Here is a 20,296-nt window from a genome sequence, read left to right as displayed (position 1 = left end):
AAAAGGAGAGAACGCTATGAATTACAGCGCATATAAAAATGTAAATTTATTGGGCGGACTTCTGCGGGAAAAGCAGGAGCTGAATCGGAAAATCACAATTCACGCTGTTTGGAAGCAATTTGAAAACACAGGCCGGATTGGCGCCTTTTCCTGTGACTGGGAAGAGGGGATGGAGCAAAAACCACACATTTTTTGGGATTCTGATGTGGCAAAATGGATGGAGGGCGCGTCTTATATTTTGGCAAAAACCAGGGACAAGGAGCTTGAGGCAAAAATTGAGTCTTTAATTGACAAATTTGAAACGAACCAGCAGCCTGACGGATATTTTAATATTTATTATACCGTGTGCGAGCCGGGAATGCGGTTCACAAAGCGGGAAAATCACGAGCTTTACTGCGCCGGACACTTCATTGAGGCCGCTGTGGCTTACTATGAAGCAACGGGAAAAGACCGTTTTTTAAAACTTGTGATGCGCTATGCAGATTTGATTGATCAAACGTTTCACATTAAAAACAGCGCCGCCTTCACCACGCCCGGCCATGAGGAAATTGAACTCGCCCTGATTCGCCTGTATCAGGCTACAAACGAGCCGCGCTATCTTGCTTTGTCAAAGTTTTTTATAGAACAGCGCGGTGCAAACGAGAAAGACGGCCACTGCCCTTCCTCTCAGGATTTTCCCATTCGTTCCCAGCGAACCGCCACCGGACACAGTGTGCGCTGCCTTTATTTATACACGGCCGTCAGCGCCCTAGCAAAAGAGCTGGGCGACAGCGAACTCGCCCGGCGGTGCCAGGATATCTTTTTTGATATATATTCCCATAAATTATATATTACAGGCGGCGTCGGTTCCACAAATCTGTATGAAGGCTTTACCCGAAAATTTGACTTGCCCAACAGGGGCGCATATGCGGAAACCTGCGCCGCCATATCGCTGGCCTACTTTTGCCGCAATCTGCTGGATTTAGAGAAAAAGTCTGTCTATGCCGATATTTTGGAGCGTACGCTTTTTAACGGGATTTTATCCGGACTCTCAATAGACGGCAAGGCGTTTTTCTATGAAAATCCCTTAGAAATCAATGTAAAAACAAACAACCGGCTCATAGATGCGGCCGGCACAGAACGCCACGCTGCCACACAACGCAAAGAAGTGTTCGACTGCTCCTGCTGTCCGCCCAATATCAACCGTTTCATTGAAGAATATGAGAGCTTTTTGTACGACAGGGAGGGCGAGTCCGTCTATGTGCACATTTTGGCCGAAAGCACCTTTGACGACGGCACAGCGCACGTGGAAACGCACACAAATTATCCGTTAGACGGAAAAGCAAAAATTGTGTACCGGGGAGCAGAATTTCTTTGTGTGCGTGTTCCCGATTGGTGCAGCAACTTTACAGCCAGCTCGCCATATACCATGGAAAACGGTTATGCGCGGTTTCATCATCCGGGAACCGTTTTGTTAGAGTTTCATATGGATCCGGTCTTAGTGGAGGCAAACCTGAACGTGCAGAACAACATTGGCAGGGCGGCCCTGATGTTTGGGCCTTTGGTTTACTGCGCCGAAAGCGTTGACAACGGCGAAAATCTGCATGCCCTTTATGTGAACCAAAATTTAAATGCCAAAGTCACCTTTGACCCGTTTTTCGGCGCCAACGTAATTGAAACAGACGGCTTTCGCAAACTTCAGAATTCTACTGCGCTCTACCGCCCTTATTCAGAAAACTTTTTTGAAAAAACACGGATTAAATTCATTCCCTATTTTGGCTTTGCAAACCGCGGTGAGTCTGACATGTTGGTTTATTTCAAGGTGAAAGAAATAAATTAAAAAAAAATTCTTGCAATTTTAAAACAAACGTGCTATAATAGTATTTGCTGATTTTCAAAAGCAGATTTTAAATAGCGCGTGCGCCATTAGCTCAGCTGGATAGAGTGTTTGGCTACGAACCAAAAGGTCGGGAGTTCGAATCTCTCATGGCGCGCCAAAAAGAAACCCCACAGCCGCAAGACTTGTGGGGTTTTTACTTTTTATGGAAGTATTGTAAATTGTTCCTGTTTGCTACTTATTTGCTACTTACGGCATAAAAAAATTAGTTTGCTTTGGCATTGTTAACCGGAAGCATTGCGTCTAAAACCTGCGCCGCTCTTTCGTCTGCGCTTTGGATTGCGTGCGTATAGATATTGGCCGTTGTTGTCATGTCGGCATGTCCCAGCCTTTTTGAAACTGTTCTTAAATCTGCGCCGCCCGCTATTAAAAGCGTTGCGTTTGTGTGCCGCAAGCTATGAATGGAAATATGCGGCAAATTATGCCGTTTTAAAAATTTTCCGAACCAGCCGGATATTGTGTCCGGGTGAATCGGCTTTCCGTTCCACTGTGTAAACACCTTGCCGGAATTTATCCATTTATCGCCCAGTTTTAACCGTTGTAATGATTGTTCGCCGCTGTGACGCTTTAATATATCAATTGCATATTGCGGCACTTTAATGACACGTTTTGAACTCTCTGTCTTTGTCGTATCGTCAAAAATCCCTCTGTTGGTTAAATATAACGATGATTTGTTTATATCAATCAAATTATTATCAAAGTCTATATCCGCCCATTCCAGCCCACAAAGTTCGCCGCGCCGCATACCAGAGTAAAGAAGCGTTGTTATCATTGCTTTGTATTGAAGCGGTTCGCTCTCCAAACAGTTTAACAATTTACTTGCCTGCACTTCATCAAGGTAGTTTGTTTCTTTTCTCGGCACCTTTGGCGCTTCTACGCGTCTGCAAGGGTTATACATCAATATTTGCCATTTAACGGCCTTTTCCAGTATAGCGGAAATTAACCTGTGATAATTGGATATCGTTTTTGGCGCGAGTGGTTTATTTTTGTTTTCTGATGCTATAAATATTTTTTCATGCGGCATTTTCAAAGCGGCTGCTATTTTTAAGGCGGATTGTTCAGACACGCAAACACCGTGTACATAATTCTGAACCGTATTAATAGAAATGCCTGATTTTTCCGCAAGTGCAGCTTGGGTTAATTTCTTTTTCTTTAATAGCGGCAACGCGTCAATTTTTGCTTTATAGGTTACGTCCTCTCTGATATTTCCATCCCGAAGATTATTGTAAAACTTCATAATATGGTGCGGCTGAAGCTTATCAAGCCGAATATGGCCGATTGCTGTGTTAATACGTTTTAATAATATCTTATAATCCGTAATGGTTTTTGGCCGCAGTTCTTTCTCCGCGTATTCTTTCAGCCAATAGTCGGCAAAGTCAGAAAATTTCATATTGCCGCCCATAAACGAACCGCTATTGCATTGCTCTTCAAACAAAACCTTTTGCCGTTCCAGTTCTTTTTCAATCTGCTTTGGTGTCATGTTTGGTTCGGGTTTCCATGTTTTAAACCGCTGTATCTGTTTTCCCAGGCCGTCATAGCCCAGCGACACGCGAATGGTATATGTGTTATTCCGTTTCGTTATGCTGGCCATTTATACCTTCCACCACCTCGTCAAGAATATAATTTGTAATTTCAAGTAAAATATTTTGCATATTAAACAACTTCAGATTTAGCTTATCTTCCATGTTTATAATTGAATAATTGTAATCATTGTTTTCATGAAAATTTGTTTCGAATTCTTCTTCTGAAACTTCAAAAAATTTTACTGTCCGTCTGGTATTCAACATCTTTTGGACTATAATTAGTTCTTTAAATTCTTCAAAAAATTCATGTGTTAAACCACAGGAAAGAAACAAATTTAATGTATCATTTTTATCTTGCTTCAATTCTAATATACGTTCAATTGCTCTTTCACTTAGTCCTGTTTCCTTCGCTATAGTTTGCAGTATCATATCTGCTTTTGCTACGTTCGTCCGGCACAATAAATAATCAGCAGAAACATTAAGAAAATCCGCTATTTTTATAATCTGTTCCGTATTCGGTGTCCTACTGCCGTTTACAAAATAAGATACTGTGTTATCTGAAATATTTAAATATTGAGCCAATTCTTTTTGTTTTTTGTCAGCATTTTTCAAGGCAAGTCCAATTCTTTCGCCAATCATTTTTTTTATATTATCACTCATTTCGCCCCTCCAGTTTAACGAATTTGTTATTCGAAAATAAAATCATAACAAAACACTTGATTGTTTATTATTGTTATGGTATAATTGAATCATAACATAATTGATATTTAAAGTCAATAAGAATAATAAAAAAGGAGAGGAAAAAAATGAAAAATTTGGACATCAGAGAAGAAGTGAAGGCCGCAAATCTAAAGCTTTGGCAAATAGCGGAGCGCTTCGGGTGCAATGATGTAACATTCAGTAAGAAGCTTCGCCGCGAGTTCACACCGGAACAAAAAGCAAAAGTAAGGCAAATTATAGCGGATTTAGTAAAGGAGCGTGAAGAGGCATGAGCACACCGCCCAGAATGAGGACGATTAAAGAAACCATAGCGGAACTAAAGCACATTGACCCGCAAACCGCTATTACAGAATATTATTTGCGGGATTTGGTAAACAGCGGCCAGATTGTCTTTGTAAAGGCCGGAAATAAAACGCTGATAAACTTCGATAAATTCCTTGAGTTTCTAAGCGAACCAAAAGCCGATATCAATACATGTTTTGACAAAAGCCCAATCCGGCGCGTGGTTTAGTGAGGTGACGCACATGGGTGTAAAATGGATAAAAATTGTCACGGATATTTTTGACGATGAAAAAATACTTTTGATTGAAAGTTTGCCGGACGCTGACAGCATTATTGTAATTTGGTTTAAGCTGTTATGTCTTGCAGGAAAACAAAACAACAGCGGCGTGTTCATGATGTCAAACCAAATTGCGTGTACAGACAAAATGCTGGCAACAATCTTCAGAAGAAAAGAATCTACTGTTAAACTGGCACTAAAAACATTTGAAGAATTTGGAATGATTGAAATTGTTGACGGCGTTATTACAATTCCAAACTGGGGAAAACATCAAAGTATCGAACAGATTGAAGCGCGAAAAGAATATTCGAAGCTATATCAACGCGAATATAGAGCCAAACAGAAGCAACTTGCAGAGTGTAATGATTCACGTAAACATTTACGTAAACAAAACGTAAACACCCCAGATAAAGATATAGAAGAAGATAAGAAAGAGAATAGAGAAAACATATTGCTCGGAGCTGCTTGTGCAGGCTCCAAGCCGGAGCCTTCGCCGGTCCTTTCTTTGGTGTTAAATGACAAATCTTTTCATCACATCAGCCAACCACAAATAGACCACTGGAAAGAACTGTATCCGGCAGTAGATGTTTTGCAAGAATTACGGAAAATGCAGGGCTGGCTTGAAAGCAATCCCAAAAAGCGCAAAACAAACCGCGGCATCAGCGCATTTATTACAGCGTGGTTATCAAAGGCACAGGACAAAGGAACATCTGTTAAGCCGGAACAGGGACACACCCAATATGATAAATTTAAAACAAGAGAATGGGTTTAACCGTTTTAAGGAGATGTTAACATGAACGGAAATGTAGAATATTGCCCGAACTGCGGCAGACAATTGGAATACTTTCAGCCTACGCCTATTTGCAAAGTAATTCAAAGAACATGCGTATGTTATTACGAGCAAAAAGAAAAGGAGCTTGCAACCGGTACAATTAGAGCGCGGGAACACATGCGTAAATTAAGCGGTCTCCCAATTGGTTATATTGAAAAAACGTTTGACAACTTTGAGCCGCGAAACAATGACGAAGCAATATGCAAAAGCTTAAGCACCGAATTTGCAGACAAGGACTATAGCAATACCGGTCTGTGGTTTGTGATGGCTGGAACTGTCGGAACAGGGAAAACACATATATCGGCCGCTATTATCAACAGAATGATAGATAATTGTGCGATTGATGAGAATATCGCGCGTCAATTTGTCCCGTTAGGCGGTTTTGGTAACATTACGCCGCCGTGCAAATATATAAGGTGTACAGACTTAATCGCCGGAGTAAAAGAAAGAATGGTCGATAATACGGCTACAGATTTTGAAACAATTTGCAAAAATACAGCCGTCCTGATTTTAGATGATTTCGGCGTAACAAGAACCACTGAATGGAATCAGGATTTATTTTACAGAATTTTAGACCATAGATACATAAACGAAAAACCAACTGTAATTTCTACAAATTTGAGCGTTGAAGAATTAAAATCCGCATTTGGAGAACGTACATATGACAGAATAAAAGACATGTGTAAATTGCCTGTGATAATCACCGGCGAAAGTCACCGCGGAAAAGAAAAGAGCTAAGGCCTGCCACAGTAAACAAATACCGCAGTCAAGCCCAAGCCCCCAGCCAACATAATCAGTTTACCACAGTCAAATGGTTTTTGCAAGTAGTTAGGGGGCTTTATATTGACAAACGAACAGCTTGTAATTTCAGCCAAAAAGGGGGACCTATCCGCTATCGAGCAGCTTTACACGCAGAACAGCGGCATTATTTTCCGTAATTGCCGGCCGTTTGAGCGGTTGGGGTATGAAACAGACGACCTTATGCAGGAGGCTTATTTTGTGCTTTTAAAGGCCGTTGACAGCTACAAGGAAGATAGCGGCTATCAGTTTGTTACATACCTTTCCAATTCTTTGAAATGGCACTTTTCAAGATATGTCAAGCGTGATAAAAACCGCCGTGACCTGTGCGTGCTGGATTCTCCCATAGATGAAGACGGTGAAACCACAAAGGCCGACATGCTCCCGGACGAAGCGGCAGAATTTGAGGACAGCACAATTTATAACGCTGACATGAACAAAGTGTTCGGGCTTGTAAAAGACGCGCTGAAGGGCGAAAACAACGGCGATATGATGTATGATATTCTGTGTGATGTTTTTGTTGCGGAAAAGACTTTGGCTGAAATAGGCCGAAAATACAGCGTAAACGGAGAGAGAATACGGCAGATAAGAGTGAAGGCCCTTAGACATTTAAGAAACCCCAAACATAAAAAACTGCACTCGTATCGCGAATACGTCATTGACCGCTCCATATACCATAGCGGATTCACTGAATTCAAGCATACCAACACCAGCAGCGTTGAATGGGCGGTTCTGAAAATGGAGCAAAAAGAAAACAATCATTTTTACGACAGAATCCACAGAAAAGACACAACCATTTAAAACCGCTCTATTTTTGCCCATATTCGATTTTTCTTTGATATGCTAAACCTTATTAGTTTTCTGCAAAAACGCAAATAAGTACTAAAAACAGAGCAAATAGACCGCTATAAAACCCAGGTATTGGGTTGCATTCATTATTCCGAGTATTTTCCCCAAGTCTACAAAAAACGGGCTGCCGTATTAATGTAACTATGGGTTGCATAAAAACAATACTTGTTTACACTTATTTACACCGTAATTTACGGCCTAAACCCTTATTATTACTAACAATATCTTAAAGTGTAAATATGTAAATATATATAGACTTTCAAAAATGAAAAAATATACTCTTAAGCAAAGTTATTTACGTTTACAAAAGATAAAAACCCGCAAAGCCTTATGTAGCAAGGGTTTGAGCCGTTTTTGAAAGTGTAAATAAAAAAAGATATTTACAAAATGAAGGTGAAACCATGAACAGAACGGTGTCTTATATCAGGAACTATCTCTCCATTGTTTTGTCCGCTTTTGATGGGGTACTGTTTCGTTACCCCATCCTTACCAAAATCTAATTAGCGGAAGTCGCTTTGACTTCGGCTTTTTCTGTATTCAGTGCTAACCGATTTGGTTATTACCGAAAATATGCTTTTTGATGGAGTAGCAAAATGCGACGCCAGCTTTTCACATTACCAAAACCTTACCAAGGGCGTCCAGTTTTGCGACCCCTTTTTAGGGCCTCGCAAATCTCGCAATACTTTTCTTTTTAGGGCCTCCGAAATCTCCGGATTACTTTTTACAGTCAGTCACCCTTTTAGGGCCTCTAAAATCTCTACACACCGAAACAGTACCCCCATTTCTATGTTCAAAGCCTTAAAATATACAACATTTTGACATGTTTTAAATGTTTGAGAAATCAATATAATATTGTAAACTCCCCGGACATATTTTGCGGACTTATAAAAAACTATACAGACCGCTATATAGCGGAGAACAGAACCTGAAAAAACCTGAACACGGTAATATATTATCATGTTTGCGTGTTTTCAAATGTTAGGAATTGTTAAGATTTAATTTCTTAATTGTTGCAGATGACAAACTCCATTACGAATCGTTATCAAGTCAAAAAAAGAGCGCCGAAGCGCTCTGATTAATGACTGAGTTTATAAAGTGCATACTGGTTCAAAGACACACCCTCTTGAGATGCCTCCATGGCTAAACGTTGATGGAGCGACTTCGGCATTCGCACGACAAACTTACCGCTATATTTATCCGTATCTAATGGCACAGGTACATCAAAACCATTTTCGAGCTTTGTTTCAATATAACCCTCCATAGCCTCTAAAATACCGCTGTATGCTTCGCCATAAGTATCTCCGGTGCTTTGACAGCCGTCAAGCTCCAGAACGGCAGCATGGTAATATGTTCCGCTTTCATCTTTTATTTTTTTGATAACGATATTGTATGGCAACTCTAAATAGTCTTTTACGGTCATAAAATCACGCTCCTATTCTATTCTACGCAAAACGTCTTTGACATATACGGCCTTTAATGGCGTTTCGTCCTTAATTGTTATTACATCACCTATTTGATTGATATATTGTCTGTGAGAGCCTTTTTGACGGTCTAACCGGTACCCGTAAGCGTTCAGCACCCTGTCCAATTCCGATACCCTGATGCCGTTTGGCTGTCGCTTCATTTTTTCAATGATTTTCTCCACTGTCGCCATTCTCTCACCGCCTTACACATTTATAGTACCATATTTAGTACCATTTGTCAATAGCCATCTAAATCTATTATCGCGAAAAACTAAAAATAAAGACAACCTTAACAAACCTCAACAGGAACCTCGCCAAAACCTCATTAGCAAAAGTCGCTTTGAATTTGTTTTTTTATGTGTTCAGTTGTGAATTTACACAAAAATCTATTCCGGTGCTGTTTTTAATGGCTTCGATGTAAGTATCAAGTCTTTTTTCTTCAAGTTCCGCTATCAAAGAGATAAACATGTTTAAATCGCCTTTTAAAGCATAACTTTCTAAGCACTCAAAATACTTAAGACGTTCCTCTTTTGGAATAGACACAGGCAAATAGCCGCCGGACATAAGCTGATAATTCATAATCAGTCTTGACGTGCGCCCGTTGCCGTCGATAAAAGGATGAATTTTAACAAACTCTGCATGTGTCCACGCGGCAAGTTCAATCGGTTCAATATCTTTTTTTTGCGCCAAATCCATATAAAAGTTTTTAATTTGTCCGTACATTTCAAGCGGCGCCGGCGGTGTGTGCTGCGCACCGCTGATATATACCTCAACGTTTCTGTAAACGCCGCCTACTATGATATTTTCCATAAGCAAAGCATGTATATCTTTAATTATTTTCTCATCAAGAGGGTCTTTTTTCAAAACCTTTTTTGAAATGTATGAAAAAGCCTTATTATGGTTGACTACTTCATAAATTTCTCTTAAATCTTTACCGCCAACCGACAATTTATCTTCAATCAGCAGTTTGGTTTCCATTAACGTAAGGGTGTTCCCTTCAATAGCGGTTGAATTGTGCGTATATTCTATGTCAAAAGCTGTAGCATAGTTTTCCTGCGCCGCCTGCGAGAGTGTATGCATATTTGCATTTACAAATTCCTTTTTCTGTTTCAGTATAGCTAAATCCATGCCATCATTTCCTTTCGAGTATGAGAACTTTTACATAACGAAGTTCGTCCATTAATTATCCCGTTCCATTTTTTCGTCTATCGCCTCATTAACAAATCCATTCACAGACTTATTCTGCTTTTCTGCAAAGTCTTTTATTACAGCCTTTTTGCCTTTGGGGACAGTTATTTCCAATCTATCATATTTTTCGGCATTAAATTTTCTTTTGTAATCCGTTGAATTTTTAATCATTATAATCATCTCCTATTTTATTAATATTAGCGGCGTTTAAATCCAAAGTTTTTGCTTTACCATATTTAATATAATTATAACATGTTTCTCAACAAAAATCTACCGTAAGATTGCACAAAATATCTACCGTAAGATTATGCATATTTACCAATTGACATATCTAACGTTAGATGTTATAATGTAATCACAGACAAGGAGAACAACAAAATTAATTTAAAAGGAGGTTGACTACAATGTCAACAATGAACATTGAAAAGAACATTAAAGATTTTAAGGAACTGCAACGTATGTCCGAGGAAATAGCAGCTGAAATGGAAGCTATCAAGGACAAAATCAAGGCTGAAATGTCAGAAAGGGGGACAGATGAAATTATAACCGGTGAATATAAAATCCGCTATAAAACGGTAAAATCAAGCCGGTTCGACACAAAGGCATTTAAGGAAGCACACAAGGATTTATACTCTGCATTTGTAAAGGACAACATCACAACACGATTCACAATCGCGTAAAGAAAAAGCCCTTACAAAGTCACGATTTGTAAAGGCAGTGTAACACCCATCAGTTGAAAGGATGGTTACAATTTAATTATACGGTAGCCGTCCGAAATTGTCAAGAATAAATTAACGAAAGGAGAATAAAAAATGACAGACAATGTAATAACGGCAAGAACGATTGACACAATATGCGATATTAATGAAGATTTGAAAAAGGCCTTGTTTATTTATGGGCAACTGGATGAATTTTTCGCACTTGACCCCAAAACACAGCGTGACGGCATAGTATTAGATTTTCGCCATGCAAAAGTTTTATGTGATATTGTAGGCGACTATACATTAACGGCGCTATCGCGAGCAAAAGACCTTGAAGAACTGAAAAAACATAGAAAGGACGAAAGATAATGAAAACCACAACAAAAATATATGACAGCATTGTTTACGCTGATAATATGGAACTCTATGAAACTACACGCAAAAAGAAGCTGGAAGCATTATTCAAGGGTTCTGTGTCGGAAATATCTAAAACGGTTGGCCCGGAACTCAAAGAGGCATTATTCGCATTGGAAAGTATGGCCCTTGATTTAGCATTCAGCGCTCACCAGTGCGGAATTGCGCAGGGGATTGAACTTGCCATGTCGCTTAAAGAGATACTCGGCAGTCCCAAGGAGATAGCGGAAGCTTCTGACGCGAACGCCCCCTCACTCAGTAAAGCAGAAGGTTCTGAAGTCGAAGCAATCGGCAAATATTTAGAGGGTTTGGACGGAAAGGACGAAGTAGCATGAATAAGTTTGATTTCGGAACGTTTTGCATGGTCGTTATGGCTGCGATTTGTTGGACTGTGTATGTATTGCAGTAACAAAATAGAAAGGATTGAAATTATAATGACTTATAGAACATGGATACAGGAAGTAAATAAAAGCTTAAAAGGCACGTTAAATATTGTCGGCCTCAATGTAGATAAATTTCCCGCTATTGATTTTAAAAAGATGTACAAGGTAGGTTTTGCGCCTAAAACAGCTTCTCAAACAGCAAAAGCAATACATAGATATTTAAACCGGGACTATAGAGGGTTTTAATTCAAAAATCGGAGCTTTCGCAGCTCCTTTTTTGGGCTAAATTTTGCTACTTATTTGCTACTTAAAATCGCCATAAACAGCAATATGTTAATAAATACCATTTTGCAAAAATGCGATAATATAGCGGTTTTCAAGATATTACTACACGTTACAAAAAGAACGAAACTCAACTACGAACCAAAAGGTCGGGAGTTCGAATCTCTCATGGCGCGCCAAAAAAGGGACGCATAATGCGTCCCTTTTTTATGTCTGTATTAATCATTTATTCTATGATATATGCCTTTACAATTTCGCCATAATATGCAATGTGGAAATCCTGATTATCGTGCGCATGGCGGTCTTCGCCTGCGGGATAAAAATCTGCTTTAACAGATGTGGGTATTGCATTTTTATCCTGCATCTGGCGGTATATCACATTGCATTCTAAGGTAAGCGGCAGTTCCGCTACGGCGGGCGACGGAATGCTGTCTGACGGGAGCATTGTCAAATTCAGTGCTTTTGCCTTGTCAACATCCCTGCCGGAATGTGCGCCGCAAAAGCTCACGATTCTTTTGTCAAATTCGCCGAAAGGAATGTTCACCGTGAAATTCATGCTTTCATCTAACATTTCTTTTGTAAACCGGCTTTCCCGCACAAAGGTGATAAAAACAGGCCTGTTCCATTCTATGCCCAGCATCCCCCAGGAAATGGTCATGGAATTAACCTTGTCCCCTGATTTTGTGGTGATTAAAACACCGTTTTTGACCGCGTTCATAATTTCTGCTGCATGGTTAAAAACGTTAATTTCCCGTTTCATGTTAAACTCCTCCAATTTATCATTATTCCATAATTTCCAACACCAGCACCCAGTCTTCCCCGTGGGTCGGAGCAGCAAACAGCGCAGTTTTGGGCGGGAACAGTTTATAAAATGTTTCTTTCCCTGTTCTCGGATTAAACCAGCTTGCACGAATGATATTGCCGCCCATCAAATTTAAGTTTGCCCGGATTGGCTGCCCCTGGGGCGTATAGATATAAGCATACTTTTCTCCCCTGCCGGCAGCAATGTGCCCGCCGATGGCATCATCGTCCTCCGCAAGCTCCGGCGCCGGACGGAAAGAATAAAAATCCCGTTTTAAGCGCAGCTCTTTTAAAAACCTGATCTGGTTCGCCCCCTCGTGGTGCAGGGCTTCTTGCCACACAAAGGGAAAATAAGGTTCCGGTTTTGTGGTAAATCCCCAAATACAGTGGTTTCCATAGGTGTGGCCGCAGGCGCCCTCGCACATGTCCCAATAGGCGTTGTTCCGCACGTCCTGGGTGCTCCAGTAACAGCCATATTCCGCTTTAAAGCAGGCTGGGTGATCTTCATACCGCGGCTCCGAGTCCATAAACGGCTTGTTTCCCTCTGCCTCTTTTGTTCTGCGGAGCAAAGAAAAGCTCTCATACCCTTCAAAGCCGTGACCAGATTGCACCGTGTGGAAATCGATATAAGATTTTGAGCTGACCGCATCAACAGACGACGCAGCGCCACAGGGGTGGAACGTGATTAAATGGTCTGGGTCTGTTTCTGCAATGCCCCTGCCCATTTCGTCAACCACCATCCGGTGCAGGTGCGTGCTCAGCGGCCGGTCGCCGCCCAGCATCCAAATGATGTTCCAATGCTTTTGAAACCGTTTTGCAATCCACTTTCCGTAAGCATACGCATTTTCCGGCGTAAATATTTCCGGCCCTGTTCCCCAAAGCCGGTTAAACTTGTCGCCCCAGGTGGGAAGAAGGGTAATGAACATATTCTTTTCAGCAGCAAGCGCAATTGCATACTCCACATGGTCCCAATAGCTGTATTCCCCGTCTGTGTCGGGCTTTTCCGGGTCTGGCAGGCCGTTTGTGAACGTCAGCGGAAGTCTGCCATATTTGTTTGGCACAGTGACGCCCTCAAATTCTGCCAGGGCCACCGCCTGAACTGCGTTAAAGCCCTGCTTTGCGCGAACCGCGAAATATTCCACCATCTCCTCCCGCGTCAGCCTGTGAAACAGCTCCCAGACCGTATCTCCCAGGTAAAAAAATGGTTTTTCGTCCTCCCACATAAGATACTGCCCGGTTCCGTAAACTTTTAACTTTTTCATTCTCCGTCCCCCTTTTTTATTTTTTAGTATAACACACAAAAATTAGGATTGCAAATCCATTTTAAACGCGATATACTAAACATATCATTACAATGGGGGAGTTGACATTATGATCATTGCTGATTTGCATATTCATTCTAAATATTCGCGGGCCACCAGCCGGGACTGCACGCCCGAACAGTTAGACTTTTGGGCGCGGCGCAAGGGCATAGGCCTTTTGGGCACGGGGGACTTTACCCATGCCGCCTGGCGCGGCGAGCTGAAGGAAAAGCTGATTTCTGCGGAGGATGGGCTTTTTCGCCTGAAAAAAGAGTATTGTGCCGATCCAGACAATTTTTCAGAAGACAACGCGCCGCGGTTTGTGCTGTCCGGCGAAATCAGTTCCATTTATAAAAAGAACGGCAGGGTAAGAAAGGTGCATAACGTAATTTTGCTGCCCGGTTTTGAGGCAGCGGATCTGCTTTCGGCAAAGCTTGCGCTGATTGGAAACATTCATTCCGACGGACGGCCCATTTTGGGGCTGGACAGCCGGGATTTGTTGGAGTTGACCTTAGACGTGTGCCCGGAGGCGATTTTCATTCCCGCCCACATCTGGACGCCGCACTTTTCCCTGTTCGGCGCCTTTTCCGGATTTGACACCATAGAGGAGTGTTTTGAGGATTTAACGCCCCACATTCACGCCTTAGAAACCGGCCTTTCCGCAGACCCGGTCATGTGCCGGCGGCTTTCCGCCCTAGACCGCTATACCTTAGTTTCCAATTCCGACGCCCACTCCCCTGCCAAGCTGGGGCGCGAGGCAAACCTTTTGGATATTGACCGTTCCTACACCGGGCTTTACAACGCAATTCAAACCAGAGAAGGGTTTTTAGGAACGGTGGAATTCTTCCCTGAGGAGGGAAAATATCATTTAGACGGCCACAGGAACTGTAATTTATGCTTAACGCCTGACGAAACCTTAAAATATGGCGGCAAATGCCCGGTGTGCGGAAAGAAAATCACAATCGGCGTTTTGAACCGCGTTACACAGCTTGCCGACCGGCCGGAGGATTTTGTACTCCCCGATATGCTGCCCTTTGAAAGTCTGGTGCCCCTGCCTGAGGTGATTGGGGCCTCCCTTTCCCTTTCCGCAGCCAGCAAAAAAACTGCAAAACTCTATGAGGAGATGCTTCAAAAAATCGGCCCGGAGTTTTACATTCTCCGCCAGGCGCCCATTGAGGAAATCCGCGCTGTGGGCGGTGTTTGCGTGGCCGAGGGTATTCGCCGCCTGCGGGCGGGCGAGGTGAAACGCACGCCGGGGTTTGACGGAGAATATGGAAAAATCCGCCTATTGGAGGACAGTGAAATCAGCCTTTTCAGCGGCCAGACCATGCTGACAGAACTCTCACTGCTTCCCGACGCAGCGGAAATTGCTAAGAAAAAAAATCCTGCCCCGCCGGCACAGAGCGTGCAGGAGTCATCAGATACCGAAGCAAAACAGATGAAAGCGAACGATGCGCTGAACGCGGAGCAGGAAGAGGCCGCCGCGTCCGGCGCGCCGGTGGTTTTGGTTTCGGCAGGCCCGGGAACAGGCAAAACGAAAACGCTGGTTTCCCGTATTGTGCACCTCATTTCGCAGGGCGTAAAACCACAGGAAATTACGGCAGTTACGTTCACCAACAAAGCCGCAGGCGAAATGCGCCAGCGCTTGGAAAAACAAATTGGAAAACGGGCGGCAAAGCAAATGACCATTGGCACGTTTCACGCTGTGTGTTTGGGGCTTTTAACAGATCTTGGCCTTTCCCCCGCCATTATTGACAGGGAAACGGCGCTGGATTTGGCAAAGGAAGCTATTCTGGAAGAAAACGCCAAAATTGGCCCGGTAGATCTTTTGCAGGAGGTTTCAAAACGGAAGAACGGCGTAACCGCAGAGGGGCAGCTCAGCGACGAGCTTTTTTACGCCTATTGCGCGCAGCTTGAAAAGAACCGGGTGGTTGATTTGGACGATTTGCTGCTGATGGTTTTGAAGAAGTGGGATGCTGGCGAATTTCTCCCGAAGCAAAAGCGCCGGTTTGCACACCTTTCTGTGGACGAGTTTCAGGACATTAACCCGGTGCAATACCGGCTGGTGCAGGCATGGTCGCAGAACGCAAAGGGGCTGTTTGTGATTGGCGACACCGACCAGGCCATATACGGCTTCCGCGGCTCCGACGCGAAATGTTTTGACCGGCTGCGGGAGGATTTCCCTGACAGAAAAGAAATTACACTTATGCAAAACTACCGCTGTGCACCGAAGATATTAAATGCCGCAGTTTCCGTGATTACTGAGGGCGGAAAAAAAGAGCGGGCACTGGCCGCCAACAGAACAGGAGGCGCAGGCGTGAAGCTGCACGCTGCCACAAGTCCGCTGGCTGAGGGGATTTTTGTTGCCAAGCAGATTAACCAAATGGTTGGCGGCATTGAAATGTTAGATACCGATAGTGCGAAACAGCTTGACGACGCCCACAGGGTGCGGGGCTTTTCCGACATTGCGGTGCTCTACCGCACCCACCGGCAGGCCCGGATTTTGGAAAAATGTTTCCGGCAGGAATCCATTCCCTATACCGTTGCCGGACGGGAGGACTTTTTGCAGGACGGCTGTGTTCGTGGAATTTTGGCCTTTCTGCGGTTTTTAACGGAACCGGAGAATCAAAATGCCCTGGCCCAGGCGCTGAAATTGCTGTTCGACTGTTCCGCCCCTGTGGCAAAACGCTGTTTGGCGGAGTTAGAGAAAAAAGAAGTGCGCGGAGCGGAAAACATTCTTGCTATTCTAAAAGAAGAACAAACACCCTTGTGTTCCTTTGCGTTATTGGCGGAAAAACTGCTGTCTTTGTTCAGCACAGAATCCCCCTCAAATTTTATCACGCATTTGGCAGAGAATTTGGGGAAAGATACGGACGAAAACGTGAAAAAGCTGATTCATACCGCAGTGATGTATGACGGAATTTCCGCGTTTTTGCAGTCGGTTGTGCTCGGTGAGGAGCGGGACATTCAGCGCGCCTCCGGCACGGCCTACAGTTCCGACGCGGTGACGCTTTCCACGCTCCACGGCAGCAAGGGGCTTGAGTTCCCTGTGGTATTCCTGTGCGGTGTAAACGACGGCACCATTCCGCTGGAAGCCGCCTCCGGCGCGGCGGATATTGCCGAGGAGCGCCGCCTGTTTTATGTGGGAATGACCCGGGCAATGGACGAGTTGATTTTAAGTTCCTTCGGCAAGCCCTCTGCATTTTTAGCAGACATTCCGGAGAATTTCACTGAAAAAGCAGAACAAAATACGCCTGCAAAGCCTATTGGGCGGCAGATGTCCCTGTTTTAAATAAAACAAAATAAAAAATGAAAAAAGGATGTGTGTGATCATGGAGGAACTTTTTCCGAGAACCACGGTTGCCGGCATTTCTCTGCCGCGCATGTTAATCGGCACCAACTGGATGGCCGGCTGGAGCCACCGCTCCCCTGCGGCGGACTGCATGATTAAAGAACGCCACGCAGAAAGCAGTTCTATTGTGCCCATGCTGGAGGCATTTGTGAACAACGGCATAGACGCCATTATGGGCAGCTTTAGCCTCACGCCCGTCATCACAAAAGCCGTGCGGGAAGCCGAAGAAAAATTAGGCAAAAAAATTATTATCATCGACACCCCCGCCATTAACACAGAAGACAGTGCGGCGGGCCGCCGGGAGGCAGAAGCCATGATAAAGCAGAGCAAAGAACTTGGCGCCGCCTTTTGCCTGATTCACCACTCCGCCGCGGAACAACTGGTGAACAAAGGGAAAAGAAGCATTGAACGAATTGACGACTACACCAAAATGATTCGCGACGCGGGGCTGATTCCCGGCCTTTCCGCCCACATGCCGGAGCTGATTGTTTACAGCGACTTAAACCACTATGACGTGGAAACGTATATTCAAATTTATAACTGTATGGGCTTTTTAATGCAGGTGGAAATTGAAACGGTGAACCAAATTATTCAGCACGCCAAAAAGCCCGTAATGACCATTAAGCCCATGGCCGCAGGCAGATGCACCCCTTTTGTGGGGCTGAATTTCTCCTGGGCCACCATTCGGGACTGCGACATGGTTACCGTGGGGTGCTTAAACGAGCGCGAGGCTTTAGAAGACATTGAAATCTCCCGGGCGGCGCTATCGGCCCGGGCGGCAAAAATACAAAAAAGAAGCAGTCCCAATCAAAACCAGGCTGCATTTGGCGATAAATAAGGAGGATTACGGATGACCAAATATGCAATTGGGGTGGATTTCGGAACGCTTTCCGGCCGGGCTTTGTTGGTTTCGCTGGAAGACGGGGAGGAAATTGCGTCCTGCGTGATGGAATATCCCCACGGGGTGATGGACAGAACGCTTCCCTCCGGCGAAAGGCTGGAAAACGGCGCCGCGTTTCAGCACCCGCAAGACTATCTCGACGTGTTAAACCACACTGTGAAAACGGTTGTTGCCCAGTCCGGCGTTTGCCCCGAAGACATTGTGGGACTGGGGATTGATTTTACCTCCTGCACGGTTTTGCCTGTATTGGAAGACGGCACGCCCCTGTGCGTGCTGGACGAGTTTTCAAGCGACCCCCACGCCTATGTGAAGCTGTGGAAGCACCATTCCGCCCAGCAGGAGGCGGACGAAATCACCGTCCTGGCCGAGGAGCGGAAAGAAAGCTGGCTTGCGCGCTACGGCGGGAAGGTTTCGTCAGAGTGGCTGCTGCCCAAGGTGCTGGAAACGCTTCATAAAAGCCCAATGGTTTTTTCTGCCGCCCAGCGGTTTGTTGAGGCCGGTGACTGGCTTGTGTGGAACCTTACAGGGCGCGAGGTGCACAGCTCGTGCATGGCGGGCTACAAGGGCACCTGGCACTTTGAATCCGGATATCCCTCCGACTCGTTTTTAACCGCCCTGGACCCGCGTTTGCACGGTTTAGCGGGCACCAAAATCAGCACCAAAGTTATGCCGGCAGGAACCCTTGCCGGCGGGCTGACAAAACCTGCCGCAGAAAATCTGGGACTTTGTGCGGGCACGGCGGTGTCTGTCCCCGTGATAGACGCCCATGCGGCGCTGCCTGCGGCAGGAATTACCGGCCCCGGCACGCTGATGATGATTATGGGCACTTCCACTTGCCACATTTTGATGAACGGCGAGGAAAAAGAGGTTCCGGGCATTTGCGGCGTGGTGAAAGACGGCGTTCTTCCCGGATATTTTGCCTACGAGGCCGGGCAGGCCTGCGTGGGCGACCACTTTGCATGGTTTATGGAAAACTGCCTGCCGGAGCGGTTTTTAACGCAGGCGGCGGCAGAGGGAAAATCGGTTTATGCGCTCATGCGGGAAAAGGCGGCGCTGCTCGCTCCCGGCGAAAGCGGGCTTTTGGCGCTGGACTGGTGGAACGGCAGCCGCACCCCTTATGTAGACGCCGATTTGTCAGGGCTGATTCTGGGAATGACGCTGAAAACCCGTCCTGAGGAGATTTACCGCGCGCTGATTGAAGCCACGGCCTTTGGCACGAAGCGCATTATCGACACCTACGAACAGCACGGCGTGAACATTCGTTCCCTTTGTGCCTCCGGCGGAATTGCGGAAAAGGACCCGCTGGCCATGCAGATTTATGCAGATGTTTGCGGCCGCGAAATTCAAGTGGCAGGAAGCGCCCAGGCCGGTGCCTTGGGCAGCGCCATGTTTGCCGCCGTGGCATCGGGCTATTTTCAAAACATGGAACAGGCGGCAGGTGTTTTAGCACGCTTAAAGGATTTTTCATATCAACCGGTTGCAGAGAACTCCGCAGTTTACAACAAGCTTTATGATGAGTATGTGACTTTGTGTGAATATTTCGCCAAAAAAAACCATGTGATGAAGCGGCTGAAAAAAGTGTGAAATTGTTATCGTTTTAAAGCAGGCGGCGACAATAAGCTTTTGGAGAACAACCGTAATATTTTTTAAACGCGCGGCTGAACTGATAAACGTCACCATATCCGACGCTGGCGGAAACTTCGCCAACTCTGCGAAATTCCTGCAAATAAGTAACAGCCTGTTCCATGCGTATTTTTGTAAGATATTGAAACGGAGTTATTTGCAGCTCCTTCACAAAAACCTTTCCCAAATATACCTTACTGACACATGCGGCATTGGCGATGTCGCTTAGGGAAAGTCCTGTTACATGAAAATTTTGCTTTATAAATAGTGCCGCAGAAACAAGGATTGGGTTTTTGTTTTGCATTTCGTTGTTTTCGAGTTTATGCAAAAGGCTGTAAAGCTGTGATAAGATATAAAACCGGCTAGTTTGAACAGCTTCGGCAGGCGTTTTTATCCGTTCAAAACACTCCAAAACTGTCTCCGTCGGCACAGGCGGCAAAGAGGTTAATTCGCCAAATCCATTCATATCATAAAAGTTAAACAGAATGCTGTCCGCCTCGCGGAGGCATCTGTTAAAATAATTTATTCCCTGAGGGATATAAACCGGGTGGTTGTTATCTGCAATTACCCGGTTTTTTCCGGCCGAAAACGAAATTGCTCCCGAAAGCGGGAAAACCAAGCTGGCGCTGTATCGGTTTTTCATTGTTAGCAGTTTTCCCTCTTCGTCGTGCACATTCAGCGCGGAAATAAATTCTGTAATACAATAATTTTTATTCATTTTCCTGCCCCC

Annotated in this window: 22 protein-coding genes and 1 tRNA gene; 14 read left to right on the top strand and 9 right to left on the bottom strand. The window is 44.6% G+C overall.

Annotated features, from left to right (window positions below; translation table 11 throughout):
- Nucleotides 1-16: 16 nt before the first annotated feature.
- Together H8698_RS08075 and H8698_RS08070 are read left to right on the top strand one after the other, a co-directional pair.
- On the top strand, nt 17-1,819 hold the full coding sequence (locus tag H8698_RS08075; RefSeq protein WP_249312647.1) for a glycoside hydrolase family 127 protein: 1,803 nt from the start codon (nt 17-19) through the stop codon (nt 1,817-1,819).
- A gap of 80 nt (nt 1,820-1,899) precedes the next feature.
- A tRNA-Arg gene (locus H8698_RS08070) sits at nt 1,900-1,976 on the top strand.
- Between the two features lie 105 nt (nt 1,977-2,081).
- Here H8698_RS08070 and H8698_RS08065 read toward each other — a convergent pair.
- Both H8698_RS08065 and H8698_RS08060 read right to left on the bottom strand, forming a co-directional pair.
- On the bottom strand, nt 2,082-3,467 hold the full coding sequence (locus H8698_RS08065; RefSeq protein WP_249312643.1) for a tyrosine-type recombinase/integrase: 1,386 nt from the start codon (nt 3,465-3,467) through the stop codon (nt 2,082-2,084).
- Nucleotides 3,442-4,059 carry a helix-turn-helix domain-containing protein gene (locus H8698_RS08060; RefSeq protein WP_249312641.1) on the bottom strand — a complete coding sequence of 206 codons (618 nt, stop codon included), beginning with the start codon at nt 4,057-4,059 and terminating at the stop codon, nt 3,442-3,444. The genes H8698_RS08065 and H8698_RS08060 overlap by 26 nt, the downstream gene beginning before the upstream one ends.
- 146 nt (nt 4,060-4,205) lie before the next feature.
- Between H8698_RS08060 and H8698_RS08055 the strand changes: the two genes are divergently transcribed.
- From H8698_RS08055 to H8698_RS08035, 5 genes are all read left to right on the top strand, one after another.
- Nucleotides 4,206-4,391 (top strand): hypothetical protein, encoded by a 186-nt coding sequence (locus H8698_RS08055; protein WP_249312639.1) that lies wholly within the window; start codon nt 4,206-4,208, stop codon nt 4,389-4,391.
- The gene (locus H8698_RS08050) at nt 4,388-4,630 is read left to right on the top strand and encodes a helix-turn-helix domain-containing protein (RefSeq protein ID WP_249312628.1); all 243 of its coding nucleotides are present in this window, start codon (nt 4,388-4,390) and stop codon (nt 4,628-4,630) included. The genes H8698_RS08055 and H8698_RS08050 overlap by 4 nt, the downstream gene beginning before the upstream one ends.
- 13 nt (nt 4,631-4,643) lie before the next feature.
- Nucleotides 4,644-5,450: a phage replisome organizer N-terminal domain-containing protein gene (locus H8698_RS08045; protein ID WP_249312626.1), complete on the top strand. Its 807-nt coding sequence runs from the start codon at nt 4,644-4,646 to the stop codon at nt 5,448-5,450.
- 21 nt (nt 5,451-5,471) lie between these two features.
- Nucleotides 5,472-6,248, top strand: a complete 777-nt coding sequence (locus H8698_RS08040) for an ATP-binding protein (protein WP_249312623.1) — start codon at nt 5,472-5,474, stop codon at nt 6,246-6,248.
- A gap of 105 nt (nt 6,249-6,353) precedes the next feature.
- Nucleotides 6,354-7,109, top strand: a complete 756-nt coding sequence (locus H8698_RS08035; RefSeq protein WP_249312613.1) for a sigma-70 family RNA polymerase sigma factor — start codon at nt 6,354-6,356, stop codon at nt 7,107-7,109.
- Between the two features lie 1,123 nt (nt 7,110-8,232).
- On the opposite strand, the gene H8698_RS08030 is transcribed toward H8698_RS08035, so the two are convergent.
- The 4 genes from H8698_RS08030 to H8698_RS08015 all read right to left on the bottom strand — a co-directional run bounded on the left by H8698_RS08030 (nt 8,233) and on the right by H8698_RS08015 (nt 9,979).
- Nucleotides 8,233-8,577 carry a toxin-antitoxin system HicB family antitoxin gene (locus H8698_RS08030; RefSeq protein ID WP_249312598.1) on the bottom strand — a complete coding sequence of 115 codons (345 nt, stop codon included), beginning with the start codon at nt 8,575-8,577 and terminating at the stop codon, nt 8,233-8,235.
- A 12-nt stretch (nt 8,578-8,589) separates the two neighbouring features.
- On the bottom strand, nt 8,590-8,811 hold the full coding sequence (locus tag H8698_RS08025; RefSeq protein WP_249312592.1) for a type II toxin-antitoxin system HicA family toxin: 222 nt from the start codon (nt 8,809-8,811) through the stop codon (nt 8,590-8,592).
- 163 nt (nt 8,812-8,974) lie between these two features.
- Nucleotides 8,975-9,748 (bottom strand): Fic family protein, encoded by a 774-nt coding sequence (locus H8698_RS08020; RefSeq protein WP_249312588.1) that lies wholly within the window; start codon nt 9,746-9,748, stop codon nt 8,975-8,977.
- A gap of 51 nt (nt 9,749-9,799) precedes the next feature.
- Nucleotides 9,800-9,979 carry an antitoxin gene (locus tag H8698_RS08015; protein WP_249312581.1) on the bottom strand — a complete coding sequence of 60 codons (180 nt, stop codon included), beginning with the start codon at nt 9,977-9,979 and terminating at the stop codon, nt 9,800-9,802.
- Nucleotides 9,980-10,212: 233 nt separating this feature from the next.
- Here H8698_RS08015 and H8698_RS08010 point away from each other — a divergent pair, with 233 nt between their 5' ends.
- The 4 genes from H8698_RS08010 to H8698_RS07995 all read left to right on the top strand — a co-directional run bounded on the left by H8698_RS08010 (nt 10,213) and on the right by H8698_RS07995 (nt 11,552).
- On the top strand, nt 10,213-10,488 hold the full coding sequence (locus tag H8698_RS08010; protein WP_249312574.1) for a hypothetical protein: 276 nt from the start codon (nt 10,213-10,215) through the stop codon (nt 10,486-10,488).
- A 132-nt stretch (nt 10,489-10,620) separates the two neighbouring features.
- Nucleotides 10,621-10,878 carry a hypothetical protein gene (locus H8698_RS08005; RefSeq protein WP_249312570.1) on the top strand — a complete coding sequence of 86 codons (258 nt, stop codon included), beginning with the start codon at nt 10,621-10,623 and terminating at the stop codon, nt 10,876-10,878.
- Nucleotides 10,878-11,258 carry a hypothetical protein gene (locus tag H8698_RS08000; protein ID WP_249312566.1) on the top strand — a complete coding sequence of 127 codons (381 nt, stop codon included), beginning with the start codon at nt 10,878-10,880 and terminating at the stop codon, nt 11,256-11,258. The genes H8698_RS08005 and H8698_RS08000 overlap by 1 nt, the downstream gene beginning before the upstream one ends.
- 99 nt (nt 11,259-11,357) lie before the next feature.
- On the top strand, nt 11,358-11,552 hold the full coding sequence (locus tag H8698_RS07995; protein WP_249312558.1) for a hypothetical protein: 195 nt from the start codon (nt 11,358-11,360) through the stop codon (nt 11,550-11,552).
- A gap of 262 nt (nt 11,553-11,814) precedes the next feature.
- On the opposite strand, the gene H8698_RS07990 is transcribed toward H8698_RS07995, so the two are convergent.
- Nucleotides 11,815-12,348 carry a flavin reductase family protein gene (locus tag H8698_RS07990; protein ID WP_249312552.1) on the bottom strand — a complete coding sequence of 178 codons (534 nt, stop codon included), beginning with the start codon at nt 12,346-12,348 and terminating at the stop codon, nt 11,815-11,817.
- Between the two features lie 22 nt (nt 12,349-12,370).
- Nucleotides 12,371-13,651 (bottom strand): glycoside hydrolase family 140 protein, encoded by a 1,281-nt coding sequence (locus H8698_RS07985; RefSeq protein ID WP_249312545.1) that lies wholly within the window; start codon nt 13,649-13,651, stop codon nt 12,371-12,373.
- Between the two features lie 109 nt (nt 13,652-13,760).
- On the opposite strand from H8698_RS07985, the gene H8698_RS07980 reads away from it, so the two are divergent.
- From H8698_RS07980 to H8698_RS07970, 3 genes are read left to right on the top strand one after another with little or no spacing between them, the layout of a single operon-like run.
- Nucleotides 13,761-16,982: a UvrD-helicase domain-containing protein gene (locus tag H8698_RS07980; protein ID WP_249312539.1), complete on the top strand. Its 3,222-nt coding sequence runs from the start codon at nt 13,761-13,763 to the stop codon at nt 16,980-16,982.
- 40 nt (nt 16,983-17,022) lie between these two features.
- Nucleotides 17,023-17,880: a type 1 periplasmic-binding domain-containing protein gene (locus H8698_RS07975; protein WP_177680520.1), complete on the top strand. Its 858-nt coding sequence runs from the start codon at nt 17,023-17,025 to the stop codon at nt 17,878-17,880.
- 12 nt (nt 17,881-17,892) lie between these two features.
- On the top strand, nt 17,893-19,527 hold the full coding sequence (locus H8698_RS07970; RefSeq protein ID WP_249312536.1) for a ribulokinase: 1,635 nt from the start codon (nt 17,893-17,895) through the stop codon (nt 19,525-19,527).
- Between the two features lie 13 nt (nt 19,528-19,540).
- Here the strand turns inward: H8698_RS07970 and H8698_RS07965 are convergent, their stop codons facing one another.
- On the bottom strand, nt 19,541-20,284 hold the full coding sequence (locus H8698_RS07965; protein WP_249312520.1) for a helix-turn-helix domain-containing protein: 744 nt from the start codon (nt 20,282-20,284) through the stop codon (nt 19,541-19,543).
- Nucleotides 20,285-20,296 lie beyond the last annotated feature (12 nt).

This window comes from Congzhengia minquanensis, assembly GCF_014384785.1.
Lineage (GTDB): Bacteria > Bacillota > Clostridia > UBA1381 > UBA9506 > Congzhengia > Congzhengia minquanensis.
This window is presented reverse-complemented; position numbering and strand designations above follow the sequence as displayed.